A 16,738-nucleotide genomic window follows, 5' to 3' on the forward strand; every position below is an offset into this window, starting at 1 on the left:
GCCCGTGCCGAGATATTTCAAGCCTGAAATAGCTTCGGGTCGCCATCGCTCGCGGGTATCGGTTCCAGCGGGCCGCACGGTGTCCGCCACGCAACCGACACCGCAGCTTTTTAAGCTTAAAACTTTCGCCTTGAAAAGCGCCGCACTTTGGATAAGCATTCCACAGTCGATGGCGATTGCCTTGCCGGACGGGCTTGCCGGCCAGTCCATCGTGCAGACCAGTCCATCGTGCCGGCCAGTCCATCGTGGGTGCTCCGGGTGGGAGTCTCAGTTCTTGTCGTTCATACTGTCCCAGTCATCATCCAATGCGCGCCATGCCTTCGATGACGTGCGCGCGCAGATCCGCGATCTGCAACAAAAAACGTCGCCAACCATGACCGCATTGGTCGCTGCCATGAATTGACGCCCTGCGGTGCGGGGCGGCAAAAAACCGTGCGGGAGCAACCCGCCCGATCAACAACAGAGGGAACACAAATGAGCTTCACACGTCGCAAATTGCTTCTTCTCGCCGCCGCCATCGGCATCGCCGCCGGCCCCGCCACCGCTTATGCCGCCGATGTGCTCAATGTCGGCGCCTACCCGACCAATCCACCCTTCGAGTACAAGAACGAGAGCGGCACTTTCGAAGGCTTTGAAGTCGACATCGTCAACGAAGCCGCCAAGCGCATCGGCATGACCACCGACATCGCCGATCTCGGTTTCCAGGCACTGTTTGCCGCCACCACCTCGAAGCGCATCGACGTCGCCATCTCGTCGATCACCATCACGGCGGAGCGGCTGAAGTCACAGTCGTTCACGCAGCCCTATTATGATTCGGACATGGGCATCGCCACCAAGACCGACAGCGCGATCAAGGCCGAGGCCGACCTCAAGGGCAAGATCATCGGCGTGCTGTCCGGCTCGACCGGCGAAACCTGGGTCAAGGCGCATCAGGAAGCCGATGGCTTCAGCGACGTGAAGGGCTACGACACGCAGCAGAACCTGCTCCTCGACCTCAGCGCCGGCCGCGTCGATGCGGCCGTCAGCGACATTCCGGGCATGGAGTATTCCTTCACCAAGATGAAGGACCTGGTCGTCAAGGAGCGCATCAAGACCGGTGAGCAATACGGCCTGATGATGACCAAGGACCACCCGCTGCTCGGCAAGCTGAACGATGCGCTGAGCGCGATGAAGAAGGACGGCACCCTGGCCGCCATCCACAAGAAGTGGTTCGGCAGCGACGCGCCGGCCGACTCCTCGACCATGAAGGAAATGCCGCTGCCGAAGGCCTGATCTGAAAGCTGCGCTGACATCGTGCCGGCTTTCCAGGCCGGCACGATTCATTTCATGCTCCAGCGCCGGCTTCCGCGCCGACTGCCTCGCCATCTGCGAGGCATATTGGTTTTAACCTGAGCATGATTGCTCTCGGGTTCGGGAACGCTCCCATGTCGCTGCTGGATACCTTCTTTAACCCCGACGTCATCATGTCCAGCCTGCCGGCGCTGCTGCGCGGCTTCCTGAACACGCTGCTGCTCGGCATTTTGAGCATCGGCATCGGGATCCCCATCGGCCTGGGGATCAGCCTGGTGCGGCTCTATGCGCCGAAGCCGCTGCGCTGGCTCGCGGTCGGCTACACCGACATCTTCCGCGCCCTGCCGGTGCTGGTCGTGCTGATCCTGATCTACTACGCGCTGCCCTTCCTCGGCATACGCCTGTCGTCCTGGGCGTCGGCGGTGACTGCCTTCGCCTTCATCATGTCGGCTTACTCGGCCGAAGTGTTCCGCTCCGGCATCGAAAGCATTCCGCGTGGCCAGTTCGAGGCGTCGCAGGCGCTTGGCCTGCCGTTCCTCCTGACCTTGCGCAAGGTGGTGCTGCCGCAAGCGATCCGCGTCGTCATCCCGCCGATGACCAGCAACTGCGTCTCGATGTTCAAGGACACCTCGCTCGCCTCCACCGTGGCGCTGCCGGAACTCTTGAAGGAGGCGACCAACGCGCAGTCGCTCTACGCCAACCCCTCGCCGCTGATCGGCGCAGCCCTCGTCTATCTCATCTTCCTCTGGCCGATGGTCCGCCTCGTCAGCCTGCTTGAAGAGCGCTTCAAGACCGAAAAGAAGCGCTGACCTCCGCCACCTGATCCCCGCCCAAGTCCTTTGCAGGAGCCTACCCGTGAACAAGCACCAGACCGACAATGCGAATGCCACCGCGTTCCCCGTCGACGCCATCCGCGCCATGTTTCCAGCTTTACAGCGGGCTGGCGACTTCATCTTCTTGGACAATGCCGCCGGCGCGCAAATTCCGCAGAGCGTGCTCGACGCGGTGACCAACCATCTGGTTTCGCACAATGTGCAGCGTGGCGGCCGTTATGGCCGCAGCGTCACTGTCGACCAGTCGGTCGCCGATGCGCGGACAAGCGTCGCGCTGCTCATCAACGCCTATAGCCCGGCGGAAATCTGCTTCGGCATGAACGCCACCTCGTTCATCCGCCTGGTCAGCCTCGGCATCGGTCAGATGCTGCAGGAGCGCGACGAGATCGTCATCACCGACATGGACCATGATGCCAACATCGCGACCTGGCTGGCTCTGGAGTCCGCCGGTGCAAAGTTCAAATGGTGGCGCATGCGCGAGGACGGCAATCTGCATGTCGACGACCTTCGCCCGCTGGTTTCCGACCGCACCCGTCTCGTCGCCAGCACGGTCACCGCGCATTCGATCGGCTCGATCGTCGATGTCGCCGCGGTGGCCGAGATCGCACATGCGGCCGGCGCCGAAGTGTTCCTCGACTGCGTGCATTACGGACCGCACGGGCTGATCGACGTGCAGGCCTGGGATTGCGACTATCTCGTCTGCTCCGGTTACAAGAATTTCTCGCCGCATATGGGCTTCCTGTGGGGCCGTTTCGAAACGCTGAAGCGGCTGCCGACCTTCCGCGAGGATTTCATCCCCGACGAGCCGCCCTACAAGGTCGAGGCCGGCACCTTCATCTACGAGAACGTTTCCGGAATGGATGCCGCCGTGCAGTATCTTGAACTGATCGGCCGCAATCTGGCGCCGTCCAACAACCGCTCGCGGCGCGACAACATCGTTGCCGGCATGGGCGCCATCCGCGACTATGAGCTGGTGCTGGCGCGTGAGATGCTGGCCGTGCTGAAAGGTTGCGGCGCGACCATCTACGGCGTTGCCGACGAGGCCCGCATCAATGAGCGTGTGCCGACCTTCTGCTTCAACATCGGCAGACTGTCGCCGCAGCGGGTCGTCGAGGAAATGGCCGAGATGCAGATCGGCATCCGCGACGGCCACATGTACGCGCCGCGACTGATGAAGCGTCTCAACCTCTCAATGGACAGCGGCGCCATCCGCGCCTCCCTGGTCCACTACAACACCGTGGGCGAAATCCACAAGTTCGGCGAGGCGCTGCGCGCCATCATCGCCAAGCTGTCGTGATCGGCGTCTAGAGCGAGATGCAGTCAGGCCGAACCGGCGTGGGCTCCATCTACCTTCAGCGCATTTGGTGCGACGCCAAGTTATTCCACCTAGCTGAAAACGCTCCAAGTCAAAACTCGGTCGGCTGGCAGCCGCAAATGGCTGGTCAGAAATGGACGCTAGGACCGCGCCAGAAGCGGCCATTCGGATATGCATTTCGGAACGATGGGAACGGGGCCGACAACGGACTGTCAGCATTTATCGGTAGAATGGCTATTGGGTCGGCCAGGCTCTCATCGCGATATCAGCGATGCGGTGGAGTTCGTCTGGCTGGGCTCCGCTCGCGGCCTCGACGGCGATGCCGCGCAGAATTGCAACCAGGTATCCTGAGAGGGCAGCTGTATCGGTGTCCTTGCCGACATCACCGTCTATCTGAGCACGTTCGAGACGTTTAGCTATCTGGTTTCTAAGTTGCCCGCGTCGAAGATTTGTCTCCTTGCGGGCCGACGCGCTGTCGTCGCTCCCTATCAGGGCACCATGCACCATAAGGCAACCTGGCGGATTTCTCGTGTCGGAGTGGAACGCGCATGCACCATATATCAGCCCCGCAGCAAGCGCGCGTGCAGTTGGCGCGTCCAAGGCATTCTGGATGAAATGCGACGTCTCGCGGTCATAGCGGTCGAGCACCTTCAGGAACAACTCTTCCTTGTTGCCGAACGCCGCGTAGAGACTGGGGCGCGTAATGCCTAGCTCTTCAGTAAGGTCAGTCAGCGATGTGCCCTCGTAGCCCTTGCGCCAGAAAAGCCGCATCGCCTGCACGAGTGCTTTCTCGGTATCGAACTCTCTCGGCCTGCCCATAGTCACTCACTCTCTTTATTGTACCGACTGGTATATTATCGCTTGACGCGTGAATCGATCTGCCTTTTATATACCGATCGGTAGATAATGGGGAAGTGAAGCGATGTCGAAGCTGTTGATCTTTTGTACTGCGCTGTTGCTGGCCACGCAGACCGCCAGCGCCAACGTTAAACCGTTTCCGGCCAGCTTCGAAACGCGCGAGGTCAAGACGGACGGTGTGACGATCCACGTGCGCGTAGGTGGTTCCGGTCCTGCGGTACTAATGCTGCACGGGTACGGTGAGACGGGAGACATGTGGGAGCCGCTCGCCGTTGAAATGGCAAAGGATCACATGGTCGTCGTGCCGGATCTACGTGGCATGGGTCTGTCGTCTCATCCTGAGACTGGCTACGACAAGAAAACTCAGGCTGCCGACATGGAAGCAGTCCTGCGCAGCCTAAATATCCAAAGCGTCGATCTCGTCACGCATGACATTGGCAATATGGTGGGTTTTGCCTTTGCTGCGCAGCATCGGGATCAGGTGTCCAAATTTGTGCTGATCGACGCACCTGTTCCCGGCGTCGGCCCCTGGGAAGAAATACTCAAGAACCCGCTTCTCTGGCATTTCAGGTTCGGTGGACCGGATATGGAGCGGCTCGTGGCAGGTCGGGAGCGGATTTATCTCGACCGATTTTGGAACGAGTTTTCTGCCGATCCATCACATTTCGACGAAGCGTCCCGTGAGCACTATGCCGCTCTCTACGCTTTGCCGGGCGCGATGCACTCCGGCTTCGCGCAGTTCGCAGCCTTCGACCAGGACGCGCTCGACAACAAGGCGATCCTGGAAACGTCAGGAAAGCTGAAGATGCCCTTGCTGGCAATCGGAGGAGAAATGTCGTTCGGTACTCAAATGGCGACGGTGATGCGCTTCGCCGCGGACAACGTTACCGAGGGCGTCATTCCCGGTTCGGGACATTGGATCATGGAGGAGAATCCGGTCGCCACGGTGAAAGTGGTCACTGACTTCCTCAGATAAACGCGATCGGTTTGCTATCAGCTTTCAGGCATCGCGCAAACAGAGTTTGGTGGACGACTTGGGCGCAAAGCTGCCGTCCACTTCGCGGAAGACGTAAGTCGTGTTCGGGCAAAACTCAATCGTTCAGAGTAATTGGGTTTTGGCTCAAGCCGCCTTCTTCTTCGCCAGTCTTGCCTTGATCGAGGCGACGTCGGCGCGCGGGGTCGCGGCGAACAGCGTCCTGGTGTAGCTGTGCTTGGGGTCGGCGAAGACCTCGTCGCGCGAGCCGTATTCGACCGCTTCGCCGAAATACATCACCATCACATCGTCGGCGATGTAGCGCACCACGGACAGATCGTGGCTGATGAAGACATAGGTCAGCTGGAACTCGTCCTGCAGGTCGGCGAGCAGGTTGAGCACCTGTGCCTGCACGGAAAGATCTAGCGCCGAGACCGGCTCGTCCAACACCAGCAGGCTTGGGTTGAGCATCAGCGCACGGGCAATGGCAATGCGCTGGCGCTGGCCGCCCGAGAACATGTGCGGGTAGCGGTTGTAGTGCTCGTGACCGAGGCCGACTTTCTTCAGCATCTTCATCGCCAGGTCGCGCCGCTCGGCCGCCGGCTTGTCGGTGTTGATCAAAAGCGGCTCGCCCAGCACGTCGCCGATCTTCTGGCGCGGATTGAGCGATCCATAGGGGTTCTGGAAGACGATCTGGACCTTGCGGCGCATCTCTTTGGTCAATCCGCCCTTGGCGATATCGACCTTGTTGCCGTCGATGAACAGGTCGCCTGACGTCGCCGGATCGATCAGCGTGATGATGCGGGCGAGCGTGGACTTGCCGCAGCCGCTTTCGCCGACGATGGCCAGCGTCTTGCCCTTGTCGACCTTGAACGAGACGCCCTTGACCGCGTGCACGGTACGCGGCCCGGTGAACAGGCCACCACCGATGTGGTAGTCGCGGACAATGTTCTTGCCTTCGAGGACCGTGGTGTTCATGAGGCGGCTCCCGCGGCAGAGGGGGCCGGCTCGAACAGCATGTCGGAAACGGTCGGCAGCCGGTCGCCGACGGCGTTCTCCGGCAAAGCCGACAACAGCGCCCGCGTGTAATTGCTTTTCGGCGATTCGAACAACGACAGCACGTCGGCCTCTTCCATCTTGCGGCCCTTGTACTGGACGATGACGCGATCGGCGGTCTCGGCCACCACGCCCATATTGTGGGTGATCATGATCAGGCCCATGCCGTATTTGGCCTGCAGCGAAACCAGCAGATCGAGGATCTGCTTCTGGATGGTGACGTCGAGCGCCGTCGTCGGCTCGTCGGCGATCAGCAGTTTCGGATTGCAGGCGATAGCGATGGCGATCATGACGCGCTGGCATTGGCCGCCCGACATCTGGTGCGGAAACGAGCTCAGCCGTTCTTCCGGATCGGCGATGCCGACCAGCTTCATCAATTCGATGGCGCGGGCCCGCCGCTGAGCGCGATCCATACCCATATGGAAGCGCAGCACCTCCTCGATCTGGAAGCCGACGGTGAAGCACGGATTGAGGCTGGCGATCGGCTCCTGGAAGATCATCGAGATGTCCTTGCCGACGATCTTGCGGCGTTCGGACGGGCTGAGCTTCAGGAGATCGACGCCGTCGAAGGCCATGCGGTCTGCCTTGACGGTTGCCGTGTTGGGCAACAGGCCCATCACCGCGAGCATCGCCACGGACTTGCCGGAACCGGACTCGCCTACAATCGCCAGCACTTCGCGCGGCTCGATCGAGAGGTCGATGCCTTGCACGGCCATGAACGGTCCGGCCGCGGTGTCGAAGGAAACGGTGAGGTTCTTGATCTCGAGCAGAGGCATGCTCACGACCTCTTCAGCTTGGGGTCGAGCGCGTCGCGCAGGCCGTCGCCGATCAGGTTGATGGCGAAGACGGTGATCAGGATGGCGAGGCCCGGGAAGGTCACCACCCACCAGGCGCGCAGGATGAACTCGCGCGCTTCGGCCAGCATGGTTCCCCATTCCGGCGTCGGCGGCTGCGCGCCCATGCCGAGGAAGCCAAGGGCCGCCGCCTCGAGGATGGCGTTGGAGAAGGACAGCGTCGCCTGCACGATCAGCGGCGCGATGCAGTTGGGCAGGATGGTGACCAGCATCAGCCTGAGATGGCTGGCCCCGGCGACCTTGGCCGAGACGACATATTCGCGGGTCTTCTCGGCCATCACGGCGGCGCGGGTGAGCCGGGCGAAATGCGGCTGCAGCACAAAGGCGATGGCGATCATGGCGTTGACGAGGCCAGGGCCGAGAACCGCGACAAGCACCAGGGCCAGCAGCAGCGACGGGAAGGCCAGGATGATGTCCATGATGCGCATGATCAGCGTGTCGACCCAGCCGCGGCAGTAGCCGGCGAGCAGGCCGAGAATGACGCCTGAGATCAGCGCTGACGTGACGACGACGAAGCCGATGGCGAGCGAGAACCGCGAGCCGTAGATCAGCCGCGACAGCATATCGCGGCCGACAGCGTCGGTGCCGAGCAGGAACTGCGCGTTGCCGCCTTCCTGCCAGGCCGGCGGCGTCAGGAAGAAGTCGCGGAACTGATCGTCCGGCGAATGGGGCGCCAGCAGCGGCGCGAAGATGGCGATCAGGATCAGCAGCGCAAAGACGAAGAGCCCGATCACCGCGCCCTTGTTGACGGAGAAGTAATGCCAGAACTCGCCGAACATCTGCAGCCTGGCGTCCTGCGGCTTGACGACGGTCGCGGCTTCGATGGTGGCTGGGCCTTCGTTGCTCATGTCAGTTGGCCCGGATGCGTGGGTTGATGACGGCGTAGAGCACGTCGACGATGAGGTTCACCGACATGACGATCAGCGCGATCAAAAGCAACCCGCCCTGCACGGTGAAATAGTCGCGCTTGGAAATGGCGTCGATCATCCATTTGCCGATGCCGGGCCAGGAGAAGATGCTCTCGGTCAGGATGGCGCCGGTCAAAAGCGTGCCGACCTGCAGGCCGATGGTGGTGACGACCGGGATCAGCGCGTTGCGGAAGGCATGCAGGCCGATGACGCGGCGCGGCGCCAGGCCCTTGGCACGCGCGGTGCGGACATAGTCCTCACCCAGCACTTCGAGCATCGCCGAGCGCGTCTGCCTGGCGATGACTGCGAGCGGGATAGTGCCGAGCACGATCGTGGGCAGGACGAGGTGCGACAGTGCCGAGCGGAATGCGCCCTTCTGGCCCGAGATCAGCGAATCGATGGTCATGAAACCGGTCACCGGCTTGAAGAAATAGAGAAGGTCGATGCGGCCGGAAACCGGCGTCCAGTGCAGCGTGCCGGAGAAGACGATGATCAGCAGCAGGCCCCACCAGAAGATCGGCATGGAATAGCCCGCCAGCGCCGTGCCCATCGTCAGCTGATCGAACCAGGAACCGCGACGGATGGCGGCGAAGATGCCGGCGGCGACACCCAGGATGACGGCAAAGATCATGGCGAAGATGGCGAGTTCGACCGTTGCCGGGAAGCGCACCAGGAAATCCTTCAGCACCGGCGTCTTGGTGGAAAACGAGGTGCCGAAATCACCGCTGAGGATGTTGGTCAGATAGGTCAGATATTGTTGCCAGATCGGCAGGTCGAAACCGAACTGGTGCATCAGCGCCGTGTGGCGTTCGGGCGACAGGCCGCGTTCGCCCGCAAGCACCAGCACCGGATCACCGGGCAGGATGCGCACGAAGCCAAAGGCGAGGATGGTTATCCCGATGAAGGTCGGGATGATGAGGGCGAGCTTGCCGAGGATATAACGCAGCATGGCGGGCGAGTGGGGGCGTCACCATATGGTGGCGCCCCCGTTTCGCAACCTTATTCGGCGATATCGACGCCGTCGAAGCGGTGGATACCGAGCGGATCCATCGCAAAGCCGGTGACGGTCTTCTGCATCGGCATGAACACCTTGGAGTGAGCGAGCGTCGCCCAGGGTGCCTGTTCCTTGAAGATGACCTGTGCCTGTTCATAGAGCTTGGTGCGCTCGGCCTGATCCGAAACGGTCTTGGCCTTGTTGATGAGCGCATCGAAGTCCTTGTTGCACCATTCCGCGCGGTTGTTCGAACCGACGGAAGCGCAGCTCAGGAGCACGCCGAGGAAGTTGTCCGGATCGCCATTGTCGCCGGTCCAGCCGACGATGACGGCGCCGTCGTGATCGACCGCGGAAGCGCGCTTGAGGTATTCACCCCAATCGTAGCTGACGATCTCGACGGTGACGCCGACCTTGGCGAAGTCCGCCTGGATCAGCTCGGCGGTACGGCGCGCGTTCGGCATATACGGGCGCGACACCGGCATGGCCCAGACGTTCATCTTGAGGTCCTTGACGCCGGCCTCTTCAAGCAGCTTCTTGGCTGCATCCGGATCGTAAGGATCGTCCTTCACTTCCTTGTTGTAGGACCACATGGTCGGCGGGATCGGATTGATCGCCACCTGGCCGGCGCCCTGGAAGACGGCGTCGATGATGGCCTTCTTGTTGATGGCCATGTTGAGCGCCTTGCGGACGCGCACGTCGTCGAACGGCTTCTGCTGGGTGTTGTACATCAGCGCGCCGACATTGAGGCCTTCCTGCTCCTCGACCTTCAGGTTCGGATCGGCCTGCAGGCCTGCGATGTCGGCCGGTGCCGGGTACGACATGATGTTGCATTCGCCGGCCTTGAGCTTCTGCGCGCGCACCGCCGGATCGGTGGTGATGGCGAAGACCAGATCGTCGATCTTCTGCTTGCCGCCCCAATAGTCCGGGTTGGCCTTGTAACGGATGGCGGCGTCGGTCTGGTAGTCGACGAAGATGAACGGACCGGTGCCGATCGGCTTCTGGTTGAACAGCTCAGGCGTCTTGTCGGCCTGCAGCTTGTCGGCATATTCCTTGGAGACGACCGAAGCGAAATCCATGCCCAGCGTTGGAATGAAAGTGATCGCCGGCTCCTTGAGGGTGAACTTCACCGTCAGGTCGTCGACCTTCTCGACCTTGGCGATGTTTTCGCCGAACTGGTCATTGTAATACTGGTATGCAATGCCCGGAATGTACTGAAACCAAGCGCCGTTCTTGTCGACCTGGCGTTCGAACGAGAACACCACGTCGTCAGCGTTGAAGTCGCGCGTCGGGGTGAAATAGTCGGTCGCGGCGAACTTGACGCCCTTGCGCAGCTTGAAGACATATTCCTTGCCATCGTCGGAGATCGTCCAGCTCTCGGCCAGGCCCGGCGAGGTCGTCGTCTTGCCGTGATCGAATTCGACAAGGCGGTTGAAGACGGTGCGCGATGACGCGTCGAACGTCTGGCCTGCGGTATACGGCGCCGGATCGAAACCCTCCGGCGAAGCTTCCGCGCAGTAGACCAGAGTTTTCGCATTGGCCACGCCGCCCAGGACGCTTGCAGCCAGCAACGCGGCTGCAAAAGTCAGCTTCTTATTCATTGAGCACTCCCTGATGTTCTTCCAAGCCCCTCTATCAGGCTCGCGAAGCGCGCATATAAGCACCGTTTTTCCGGCTTTGGAACACCCCGTTTGCTTACCCCGCGGGAAGCAGGAAAAAAATCCGCTATTTTGCCAAATTGGAGAAAAAATTAGCAGTTTCTTCCATTCACGAGATTATTAACAACCGAATTTTTTTATTGATCGCCAAGCTGACGATATAATGTTCCCCGCGCTTCCGAGCGGCCGAGGGATGCGCCAGAACACCGTTTGGCAGCGCTGGCGGCGGCAAGGACTTTCGACGGCAAATCTTTCGCCGTGTTGCCGCAAGGGCAAGACTTGCACGGTCACCAAGGGAGGCAATACATAGGGTATAACGGCCGCAGCGGAGGGCGCCCTTGTCAATTCAGAGGCGAGGTCAATTCAGGGGCGAGCGCGGCGCGAATGAACAAGACTTGTCCAGGGAGGAACGGGTGGCAAAAGCATCAAGGACGACGACGGTGAAAGCGGGAGCCAAGGCGCCGTCGAAAGCAGCCGGTACTGCCAAGCCGAAAGCACCCGTTGCCAAGGTCGCCACGCCGAAGGCGGCCGCGGCGCCCGTAAGGGCAAGCACAAAGCCGGCGGTGAAAGCCCCGGCCAAGGCCGCGGCCGAAAAGACGGCGCCGGGGAGTAAAGCGGGTGCGGCAAAGCCCGCTGTCAGGCCGGCGTCGAAGGCTGCGGCGGCGGTGAAGGCCCCACCGGCGGCAAGGCCGACCGCCGCCACCGCCAACCGATTGCCGAAAGCATTGACGGCGCTGGCCGCCGGCTTGCCGGAAAAGCCGTGGCTCAAGAGCTATCCGAAAAACGTGCAGGCGGAGATCGGCGCCCTGCCCTACAGCTCGATCGGCGATTTCCTCGTCGGCGCCTGCAAGCAGTTTTCCGCGCAGCCGGCCTTCACCTGCATGGACAAGTCCATCAGCTACACCGATATCGAGCGGCTGTCGGCGGCCTTCGGCGCCTACCTGCAATCGAAGGGCCTGCAGAAAGGCGCGCGCGTCGCGCTGATGATGCCGAACGTGCTGCAATATCCGGTGGCGATGATGGCGATCTTGCGCGCCGGCTATGTCGTGGTGAACATCAATCCGCTCTACACGCCGCGCGAGCTCGAACACCAGTTGAAGGATTCCGGTGCGCAAGCCATCGTCATCCTGGAAAACTTCGCCAACACCTTGCAGGCGGTGATCGCGAGGACGGCGGTCAAGCATGTGGTGGTCGCCGCGATGGGCGACATGCTCGGCGGCCTGAAGGGCACCATCGTCAATTTCGTCGTGCGCCGCGTGAAGAAGATGGTGCCGGCATGGTCCTTGCCCGGCCATGTCAAGTTCAATGCCGCCATGAAGGCCGGCGCCGGCATGGGCTTCAAGCCGGCCAAGGTGGAAGCCGACGATGTCGCCTTCCTGCAATATACGGGCGGCACCACGGGCGTGTCGAAGGGCGCCACACTGCTGCACAGAAACGTGCTCGCCAACGTCGCGCAGAACGCGCAGTGGATGGAGGACGCCTACACGATCAAGCCGAAACCGGCGCACCCCAACTTTATCTGCGCGCTGCCGCTCTATCATATTTTCGCGCTGACCGTGAACGCACTGATGGGCATGCAGCAAGGCGCCCGAAATGTCCTCATTCCCAATCCGCGCGACATTCCCGGCTTCGTCAAGGAACTGCAGAAGTATCCGGTGCACATCTTTCCCGGCCTCAACACGCTGTTCAACGCGCTGCTCAACAATGAGGATTTCCGCAAGCTCGACTTCAAGCCGCTGGTGCTGACGCTGGGCGGCGGCATGGCGGTGCAGAAGGGCGTTGCCGAACGCTGGAAGACGCTGACCGGTTGTTCGGTCACCGAAGGCTACGGCCTCTCGGAAACTTCGCCGGTGGCCACCGCCAACAAGTTCACCGCCGGCGACTTCACCGGCACCATCGGTTTGCCGCTGCCCTCGACCGAGATCGCCATCCGCGACGACGACGGCAACAATTTGCCGCTCGGCGAGGTCGGCGAGGTCTGCATCCGAGGACCGCAAGTGATGGCGGGCTACTGGAACCGGCCCGATGAGACCGCCAAGGTGATGACCAAGGACGGCTACTTCAAATCCGGCGACATGGGCTTCATGGACGAGCGCGGCTACACCAAGATCGTCGACCGCAAGAAGGACATGATCCTGGTCTCGGGCTTCAATGTCTATCCGAACGAACTCGAGGAAGTCGTGGCCATGCATCCGGGCGTGCTCGAAGTGGCGGCGGTCGGCGTGCCGGACGAGCATTCGGGCGAGGTGCCGAAACTGTTCGTGGTCAAGAAGGATCCGGCGCTGACCGCAGAGACGCTCACCGCCTTCTGCCGCGAGAACCTGACCGGCTACAAGCGGCCCAAATACATAGAATTCAGGACCGAGCTGCCGAAGACGCCGGTCGGCAAGATCCTGCGGCGAGCTTTGCGCGAATGATTGCAGCCGGCGGCGCGGATGCCGTAAATGCACCTTGCCGTCCTGACCCGGCAGAATTCATCAGGACGAACATGCGCCTCGCCCCGGTGCCGTCGGTGCCTGAGATCCGGCTCTACACGCCGCACCCGGCCAGCGGCCTGAGGCGGCTTACCGATCCGCTCCAAGGCTCCGACGCCGATGACGACACATTCGAGGCGGACGAACCTGAGCCGCAGCCGCCTTACTGGGCTTATGTGTGGGCCGGCGGCGCGGTGCTTGCGCGCCACATCATGGATCACCCGCAAACGGTGGCCGGTCGCCGCGTGCTCGACCTTGGCGCCGGTTCCGGCCTCGTTGGCATCGCCGCAGCCAAGGCCGGTGCGCGCGAAGTGATCGCCGCCGAAATCGACCGCAACGGCGTTGCCGCAATCGGCCTTAACGCCGCGGCCAACGACATCGAGATCACCATTGTCGACAAGGACATCACGACGGCTCCCCCGCCGCCGGTCGACCTCGTGCTTGCGGGGGACGTGTTCTATGGCCGCGAGGTCGCTCTACGCTTCATCCCGTTCCTCGACCGCTGCCTGGCAGCCGGCATCGAAGTGCTGGTCGGCGATCCCCGCCGCAACGACCTGCCGCTGTCGCGGCTGCGGTTGCTCGCCGAATACAAGGTGCCGGATTTCGGCGACGCGAAGGGTGCCGCGAGCAAGCCGAGCGGTGTGTTTTCCTTCGAGGCGGATAACCGCTGGCGCTGAGATCAAAACCCAGTCAGTCGGAATGACCGGGTTCGACCTCCATCTTTGCCGCAACGACGTTGCTGGCCATTACCTGCAAGCAGACATTCGACTGCTGCACCACGTTGGCCGTTTTGCGCCTCATTTCGGCCGTTGCCGTCGTGACGGCCGCTGCCCAGAAGCGGACAAAGGCGAGGCAGAGCACCGTGGCACCTTTGCGCCAGAAGCTGCCATTGGCAAATGACCAAGTTAGGTCAATCCCCCTGCTCGACCGCCAGTCCTTCGATGAGAGTGTCCAGTGCCGCCTCGAGGGGGTTCGGCCCCACCTTTTCGGGCACGAGAAGGCCGTCAATAGCAAGCATGGCGATGCCGTGCAGCAAGGCCCAGCACGTCGCTGCCTGGCCCTGTATTGGTCGATTGCGAATAAGGCCGGCGGCCTGACCCCGTCGCAACAGCTCGACCGTCACCTCAAATACGCTGAGAGCACTATCGCTCAAGTGGAGGCCTGTCGATCGTCCCTCTTCAGCGCTGAACATCAGGCGATAGAGCGCCGGATTTTGCATGGCGAAGGCGATGTACGCCTGTGCAATCGGCACGACCTCATCGCGCAATGATGCAGTGTTTTTTGGTGTCGCACCGTTGAGTGTTGCCGCTAGTTCGGCAAATCCCAACTTCGCCAGCTCGGCCAACAACGCCGACTTGTCGTGAAAGTGCTTATAGGGCGCCGCGTGGCTCACACCGGCCCGGCGAGCGACTTCCCGCAGCGTGAACTGCCAGTCCTTCTCCTCCCGAAGCATGTCCTGTGCCGTGTCGATGACTGCACGACGGAGATCACCGTGATGGTAGGGGCGACTAATCGGGTCTGGCATGATAGCAAAGTTTCTCGTGGATACATTGTTGACAGTGACTACTTCAAGGCTTATGTAGAGGCATAAGTTTCTCTTGTCTACATCAGAGTGGATCATGAACGCCATATCAAAAACCACCGACGCCGATCACATAGGCGGTTTTCTGTCAGCCCAGCTGCGCGACGAGGCCCTGAGCCATGCCAAGGGCATCTATGAGCAGGTTCGGTGGAACACCATCAAGCTCCTGCACGCCCCCTCCGGGCGGCCGGTCGAAATCAGTCTCAACATGATGCTGCGGTGACCGGAATGGCGTCCCCAAATGAAACCCAGAAGCATCAGCACGTGACCGCCGACAGCTCGTTCCCGCTCACCGGCTCGTGCGAGTGCGGCGCCTGCTCGTTCGAAATCCAAGTCGCGCCAAAGGGCAGGTTCCGGTGTCATTGTCTCATATGCCAAGGCTTCACTGGCAGGCACTTTTCCGACGTCGTCGTCGTGCCGGCCAGGCATGTCACGCTGAATGACGCCTCGAACATCTCCTTCGCTAAGTATCGCCCGCCGCCGAACTTCAATCGCGGCAAATGCCGGACATGCGGAAAGCCCGTAGTCGAGGTCGCGGGGGTAGGCTCCCTGCAGCTGATGTTCATTCCGGTCTTCAATCTGCGGCCGACCGCGCCTTTGACTCCCGTTCGCGCCGACGTCTTCTACCACCGCCGCGTCGAGGACATGCATTACGGCGTCCCCCACTACAGCGGTTACTGGCCAAGCCAATATGCCATCACCCGCACGATTATCCGCAGCCTGTGACGAGCTGCTTCTCAGCGCTTGCTGCCATCACAAATCGAACCAACTGAAAGAGACATTCAAATGAGCAAAGACAACAAGGCAATCGCGCTGGTGACCGGCGCTTCCTCGGGCATCGGCCTGGCGACCGCCAAGGCACTGGTCAGGGCGGGCTACTGGGTGTTCGGCACGAGCCGCAAGGCCGTTGCAGACCGCGACGGGATCACCATGCTGGTCTGCGATGTCACTGAAGATGCATCGGTGGAGGCGCTGGTTGCCGAGATCGCGCGACGCGCCGGGCGCATCGACCTCGTCGTCAACAACGCCGGGATCGGCATGCTGGGTGGCGCCGAGGAATCATCCATTGGCCAGACTAAAAGACTGTTCGACGTCAATGTGTTCGGCGTCGCCCGCGTCGTCAACGCGGTGTTGCCCATCATGCGCCGTCAGAAGAGTGGTCGGATCATCAACATGAGTTCCATTCTCGGCCTGATCCCCTCGCCGTTCAACGCCTTCTATGCATCGACCAAGCACGCCATCGAAGGTTATTCGGAGTCGCTGGATCACGAAGTGCGGGGCTTCGGCGTCCGCGTCCTCATGGTCCAACCAGGCGTAACGCACACCGCCTTCGAGGAAAACCTGACGCGGGCGGACCAGCCTATTGACGTCTATGGCGTCGGCCGCGACCGCAGCGAGAAGCTGATGCGCAAATGGGTGGATGCTGGCGATGATCCGCAGGTGGTCGCCGATGCTGTGGTGAAGGCCGCAACCGCGGCCAACCCCCGGCTGCGTTATCCTGCAGGACCACAGGCCCGCCAGCTCAGCATGGTGCGCCGGTTCATGCCGCAGCGCATCATGGACCGCATGCTGCATCGGTATAACGGCTTCAACGGCTAACGCTCGCAAACCGAAGGCCCGCAGCCCGACCGCACCTTGGCGAAGCTCGCGACGGCGATCCGGCACACCCAAACAATCAATCAATCTGGAGGCGATGATCAATCGTGCCGTACTGCCGCCCGACGCCGACCTGGTCGCCGCGTATGGTGAGTTCAGCCGATCACTCACCTTGCCAGGATTTCTCGTGCGTGCCGCTGGGAGCCAGGCCTTGATCCAGCAAGCGGGCTCCGATATCGAGTACCGTCTAGGGCACTACCTCGGCATCGCCAATCAACGGGGCTGAGACAACGCCGGGTGACGAGCGCAACAGCGCTCCTCACCCCCACTGCTACACAAAGTGTGAGGCA

Annotated in this window: 18 protein-coding genes; 11 read left to right on the forward strand and 7 right to left on the reverse strand. The window is 61.6% G+C overall.

The window, feature by feature from the left end; all coding sequences use genetic code 11:
• Positions 1 to 79 precede the first annotated feature (79 nt).
• From EJ079_RS03255 to EJ079_RS03270, 4 genes are all read left to right on the forward strand, one after another.
• Positions 80 to 403 (forward strand): hypothetical protein, encoded by a 324-nt coding sequence (locus EJ079_RS03255; RefSeq protein ID WP_127322019.1) that lies wholly within the window; start codon positions 80 to 82, stop codon positions 401 to 403.
• Positions 404 to 474: 71 nt separating this feature from the next.
• Positions 475 to 1,272 (forward strand): ABC transporter substrate-binding protein, encoded by a 798-nt coding sequence (locus tag EJ079_RS03260; protein WP_127268313.1) that lies wholly within the window; start codon positions 475 to 477, stop codon positions 1,270 to 1,272.
• A 152-nt stretch (positions 1,273 to 1,424) separates the two neighbouring features.
• Positions 1,425 to 2,099 carry an amino acid ABC transporter permease gene (locus EJ079_RS03265; RefSeq protein WP_023811481.1) on the forward strand — a complete coding sequence of 225 codons (675 nt, stop codon included), beginning with the start codon at positions 1,425 to 1,427 and terminating at the stop codon, positions 2,097 to 2,099.
• Positions 2,100 to 2,145: 46 nt separating this feature from the next.
• A complete protein-coding gene (locus tag EJ079_RS03270) occupies positions 2,146 to 3,420 on the forward strand; it encodes a cysteine desulfurase-like protein (protein WP_127808072.1) in 1,275 nt (424 codons plus the stop codon).
• Positions 3,421 to 3,672: 252 nt separating this feature from the next.
• Here EJ079_RS03270 and EJ079_RS03275 read toward each other — a convergent pair whose 3' ends face one another.
• Positions 3,673 to 4,257: a TetR/AcrR family transcriptional regulator gene (locus tag EJ079_RS03275; RefSeq protein ID WP_245481810.1), complete on the reverse strand. Its 585-nt coding sequence runs from the start codon at positions 4,255 to 4,257 to the stop codon at positions 3,673 to 3,675.
• 103 nt (positions 4,258 to 4,360) lie between these two features.
• Between EJ079_RS03275 and EJ079_RS03280 the strand changes: the two genes are divergently transcribed.
• Positions 4,361 to 5,272: an alpha/beta hydrolase gene (locus EJ079_RS03280; RefSeq protein WP_127397773.1), complete on the forward strand. Its 912-nt coding sequence runs from the start codon at positions 4,361 to 4,363 to the stop codon at positions 5,270 to 5,272.
• A gap of 144 nt (positions 5,273 to 5,416) precedes the next feature.
• Here EJ079_RS03280 and EJ079_RS03285 read toward each other — a convergent pair whose 3' ends face one another.
• From EJ079_RS03285 to EJ079_RS03305, 5 genes are all read right to left on the reverse strand, one after another.
• Positions 5,417 to 6,247: a dipeptide ABC transporter ATP-binding protein gene (locus EJ079_RS03285; RefSeq protein WP_127397772.1), complete on the reverse strand. Its 831-nt coding sequence runs from the start codon at positions 6,245 to 6,247 to the stop codon at positions 5,417 to 5,419.
• Positions 6,244 to 7,101, reverse strand: coding sequence for an ABC transporter ATP-binding protein (locus EJ079_RS03290; RefSeq protein WP_127267322.1), 858 nt, complete (start codon positions 7,099 to 7,101; stop codon positions 6,244 to 6,246). The genes EJ079_RS03285 and EJ079_RS03290 overlap by 4 nt, the downstream gene beginning before the upstream one ends.
• 2 nt (positions 7,102 to 7,103) lie before the next feature.
• Positions 7,104 to 7,958, reverse strand: coding sequence for an ABC transporter permease subunit (locus EJ079_RS03295; protein WP_224618710.1), 855 nt, complete (start codon positions 7,956 to 7,958; stop codon positions 7,104 to 7,106).
• 70 nt (positions 7,959 to 8,028) lie between these two features.
• Entirely contained in the window at positions 8,029 to 9,036 is a 1,008-nt protein-coding gene (locus EJ079_RS03300; protein WP_127398204.1) for an ABC transporter permease subunit, read from the reverse strand.
• Positions 9,037 to 9,086: 50 nt separating this feature from the next.
• Positions 9,087 to 10,679 (reverse strand): ABC transporter substrate-binding protein, encoded by a 1,593-nt coding sequence (locus EJ079_RS03305; RefSeq protein ID WP_127808074.1) that lies wholly within the window; start codon positions 10,677 to 10,679, stop codon positions 9,087 to 9,089.
• Positions 10,680 to 11,149: 470 nt separating this feature from the next.
• On the opposite strand from EJ079_RS03305, the gene EJ079_RS03310 reads away from it, so the two are divergent.
• A complete protein-coding gene (locus EJ079_RS03310; protein ID WP_127397300.1) occupies positions 11,150 to 13,153 on the forward strand; it encodes a long-chain fatty acid--CoA ligase in 2,004 nt (667 codons plus the stop codon).
• Entirely contained in the window at positions 13,150 to 13,887 is a 738-nt protein-coding gene (locus EJ079_RS03315) for a methyltransferase (protein ID WP_127808075.1), read from the forward strand. Before EJ079_RS03310 ends, EJ079_RS03315 begins: the two co-directional genes overlap by 4 nt.
• A 233-nt stretch (positions 13,888 to 14,120) precedes the next feature.
• Here the strand turns inward: EJ079_RS03315 and EJ079_RS03320 are convergent, their stop codons facing one another.
• Positions 14,121 to 14,735, reverse strand: coding sequence for a TetR/AcrR family transcriptional regulator (locus tag EJ079_RS03320; protein WP_127397304.1), 615 nt, complete (start codon positions 14,733 to 14,735; stop codon positions 14,121 to 14,123).
• A gap of 94 nt (positions 14,736 to 14,829) precedes the next feature.
• Between EJ079_RS03320 and EJ079_RS03325 the strand changes: the two genes are divergently transcribed.
• From EJ079_RS03325 to EJ079_RS03340, 4 genes are all read left to right on the forward strand, one after another.
• Positions 14,830 to 15,015 (forward strand): hypothetical protein, encoded by a 186-nt coding sequence (locus tag EJ079_RS03325; RefSeq protein ID WP_127808076.1) that lies wholly within the window; start codon positions 14,830 to 14,832, stop codon positions 15,013 to 15,015.
• Between the two features lie 41 nt (positions 15,016 to 15,056).
• On the forward strand, positions 15,057 to 15,518 hold the full coding sequence (locus EJ079_RS03330) for a GFA family protein (protein WP_127808077.1): 462 nt from the start codon (positions 15,057 to 15,059) through the stop codon (positions 15,516 to 15,518).
• A gap of 60 nt (positions 15,519 to 15,578) precedes the next feature.
• Positions 15,579 to 16,391 carry an oxidoreductase gene (locus EJ079_RS03335; RefSeq protein ID WP_127808078.1) on the forward strand — a complete coding sequence of 271 codons (813 nt, stop codon included), beginning with the start codon at positions 15,579 to 15,581 and terminating at the stop codon, positions 16,389 to 16,391.
• A 94-nt stretch (positions 16,392 to 16,485) separates the two neighbouring features.
• Positions 16,486 to 16,674, forward strand: coding sequence for a hypothetical protein (locus EJ079_RS03340; protein ID WP_174800301.1), 189 nt, complete (start codon positions 16,486 to 16,488; stop codon positions 16,672 to 16,674).
• Positions 16,675 to 16,738: the final 64 nt, after the last annotated feature.

Source organism: Mesorhizobium sp. M7A.F.Ce.TU.012.03.2.1 (genome assembly GCF_004006095.1).
In the GTDB taxonomy this organism is placed as follows: domain Bacteria; phylum Pseudomonadota; class Alphaproteobacteria; order Rhizobiales; family Rhizobiaceae; genus Mesorhizobium.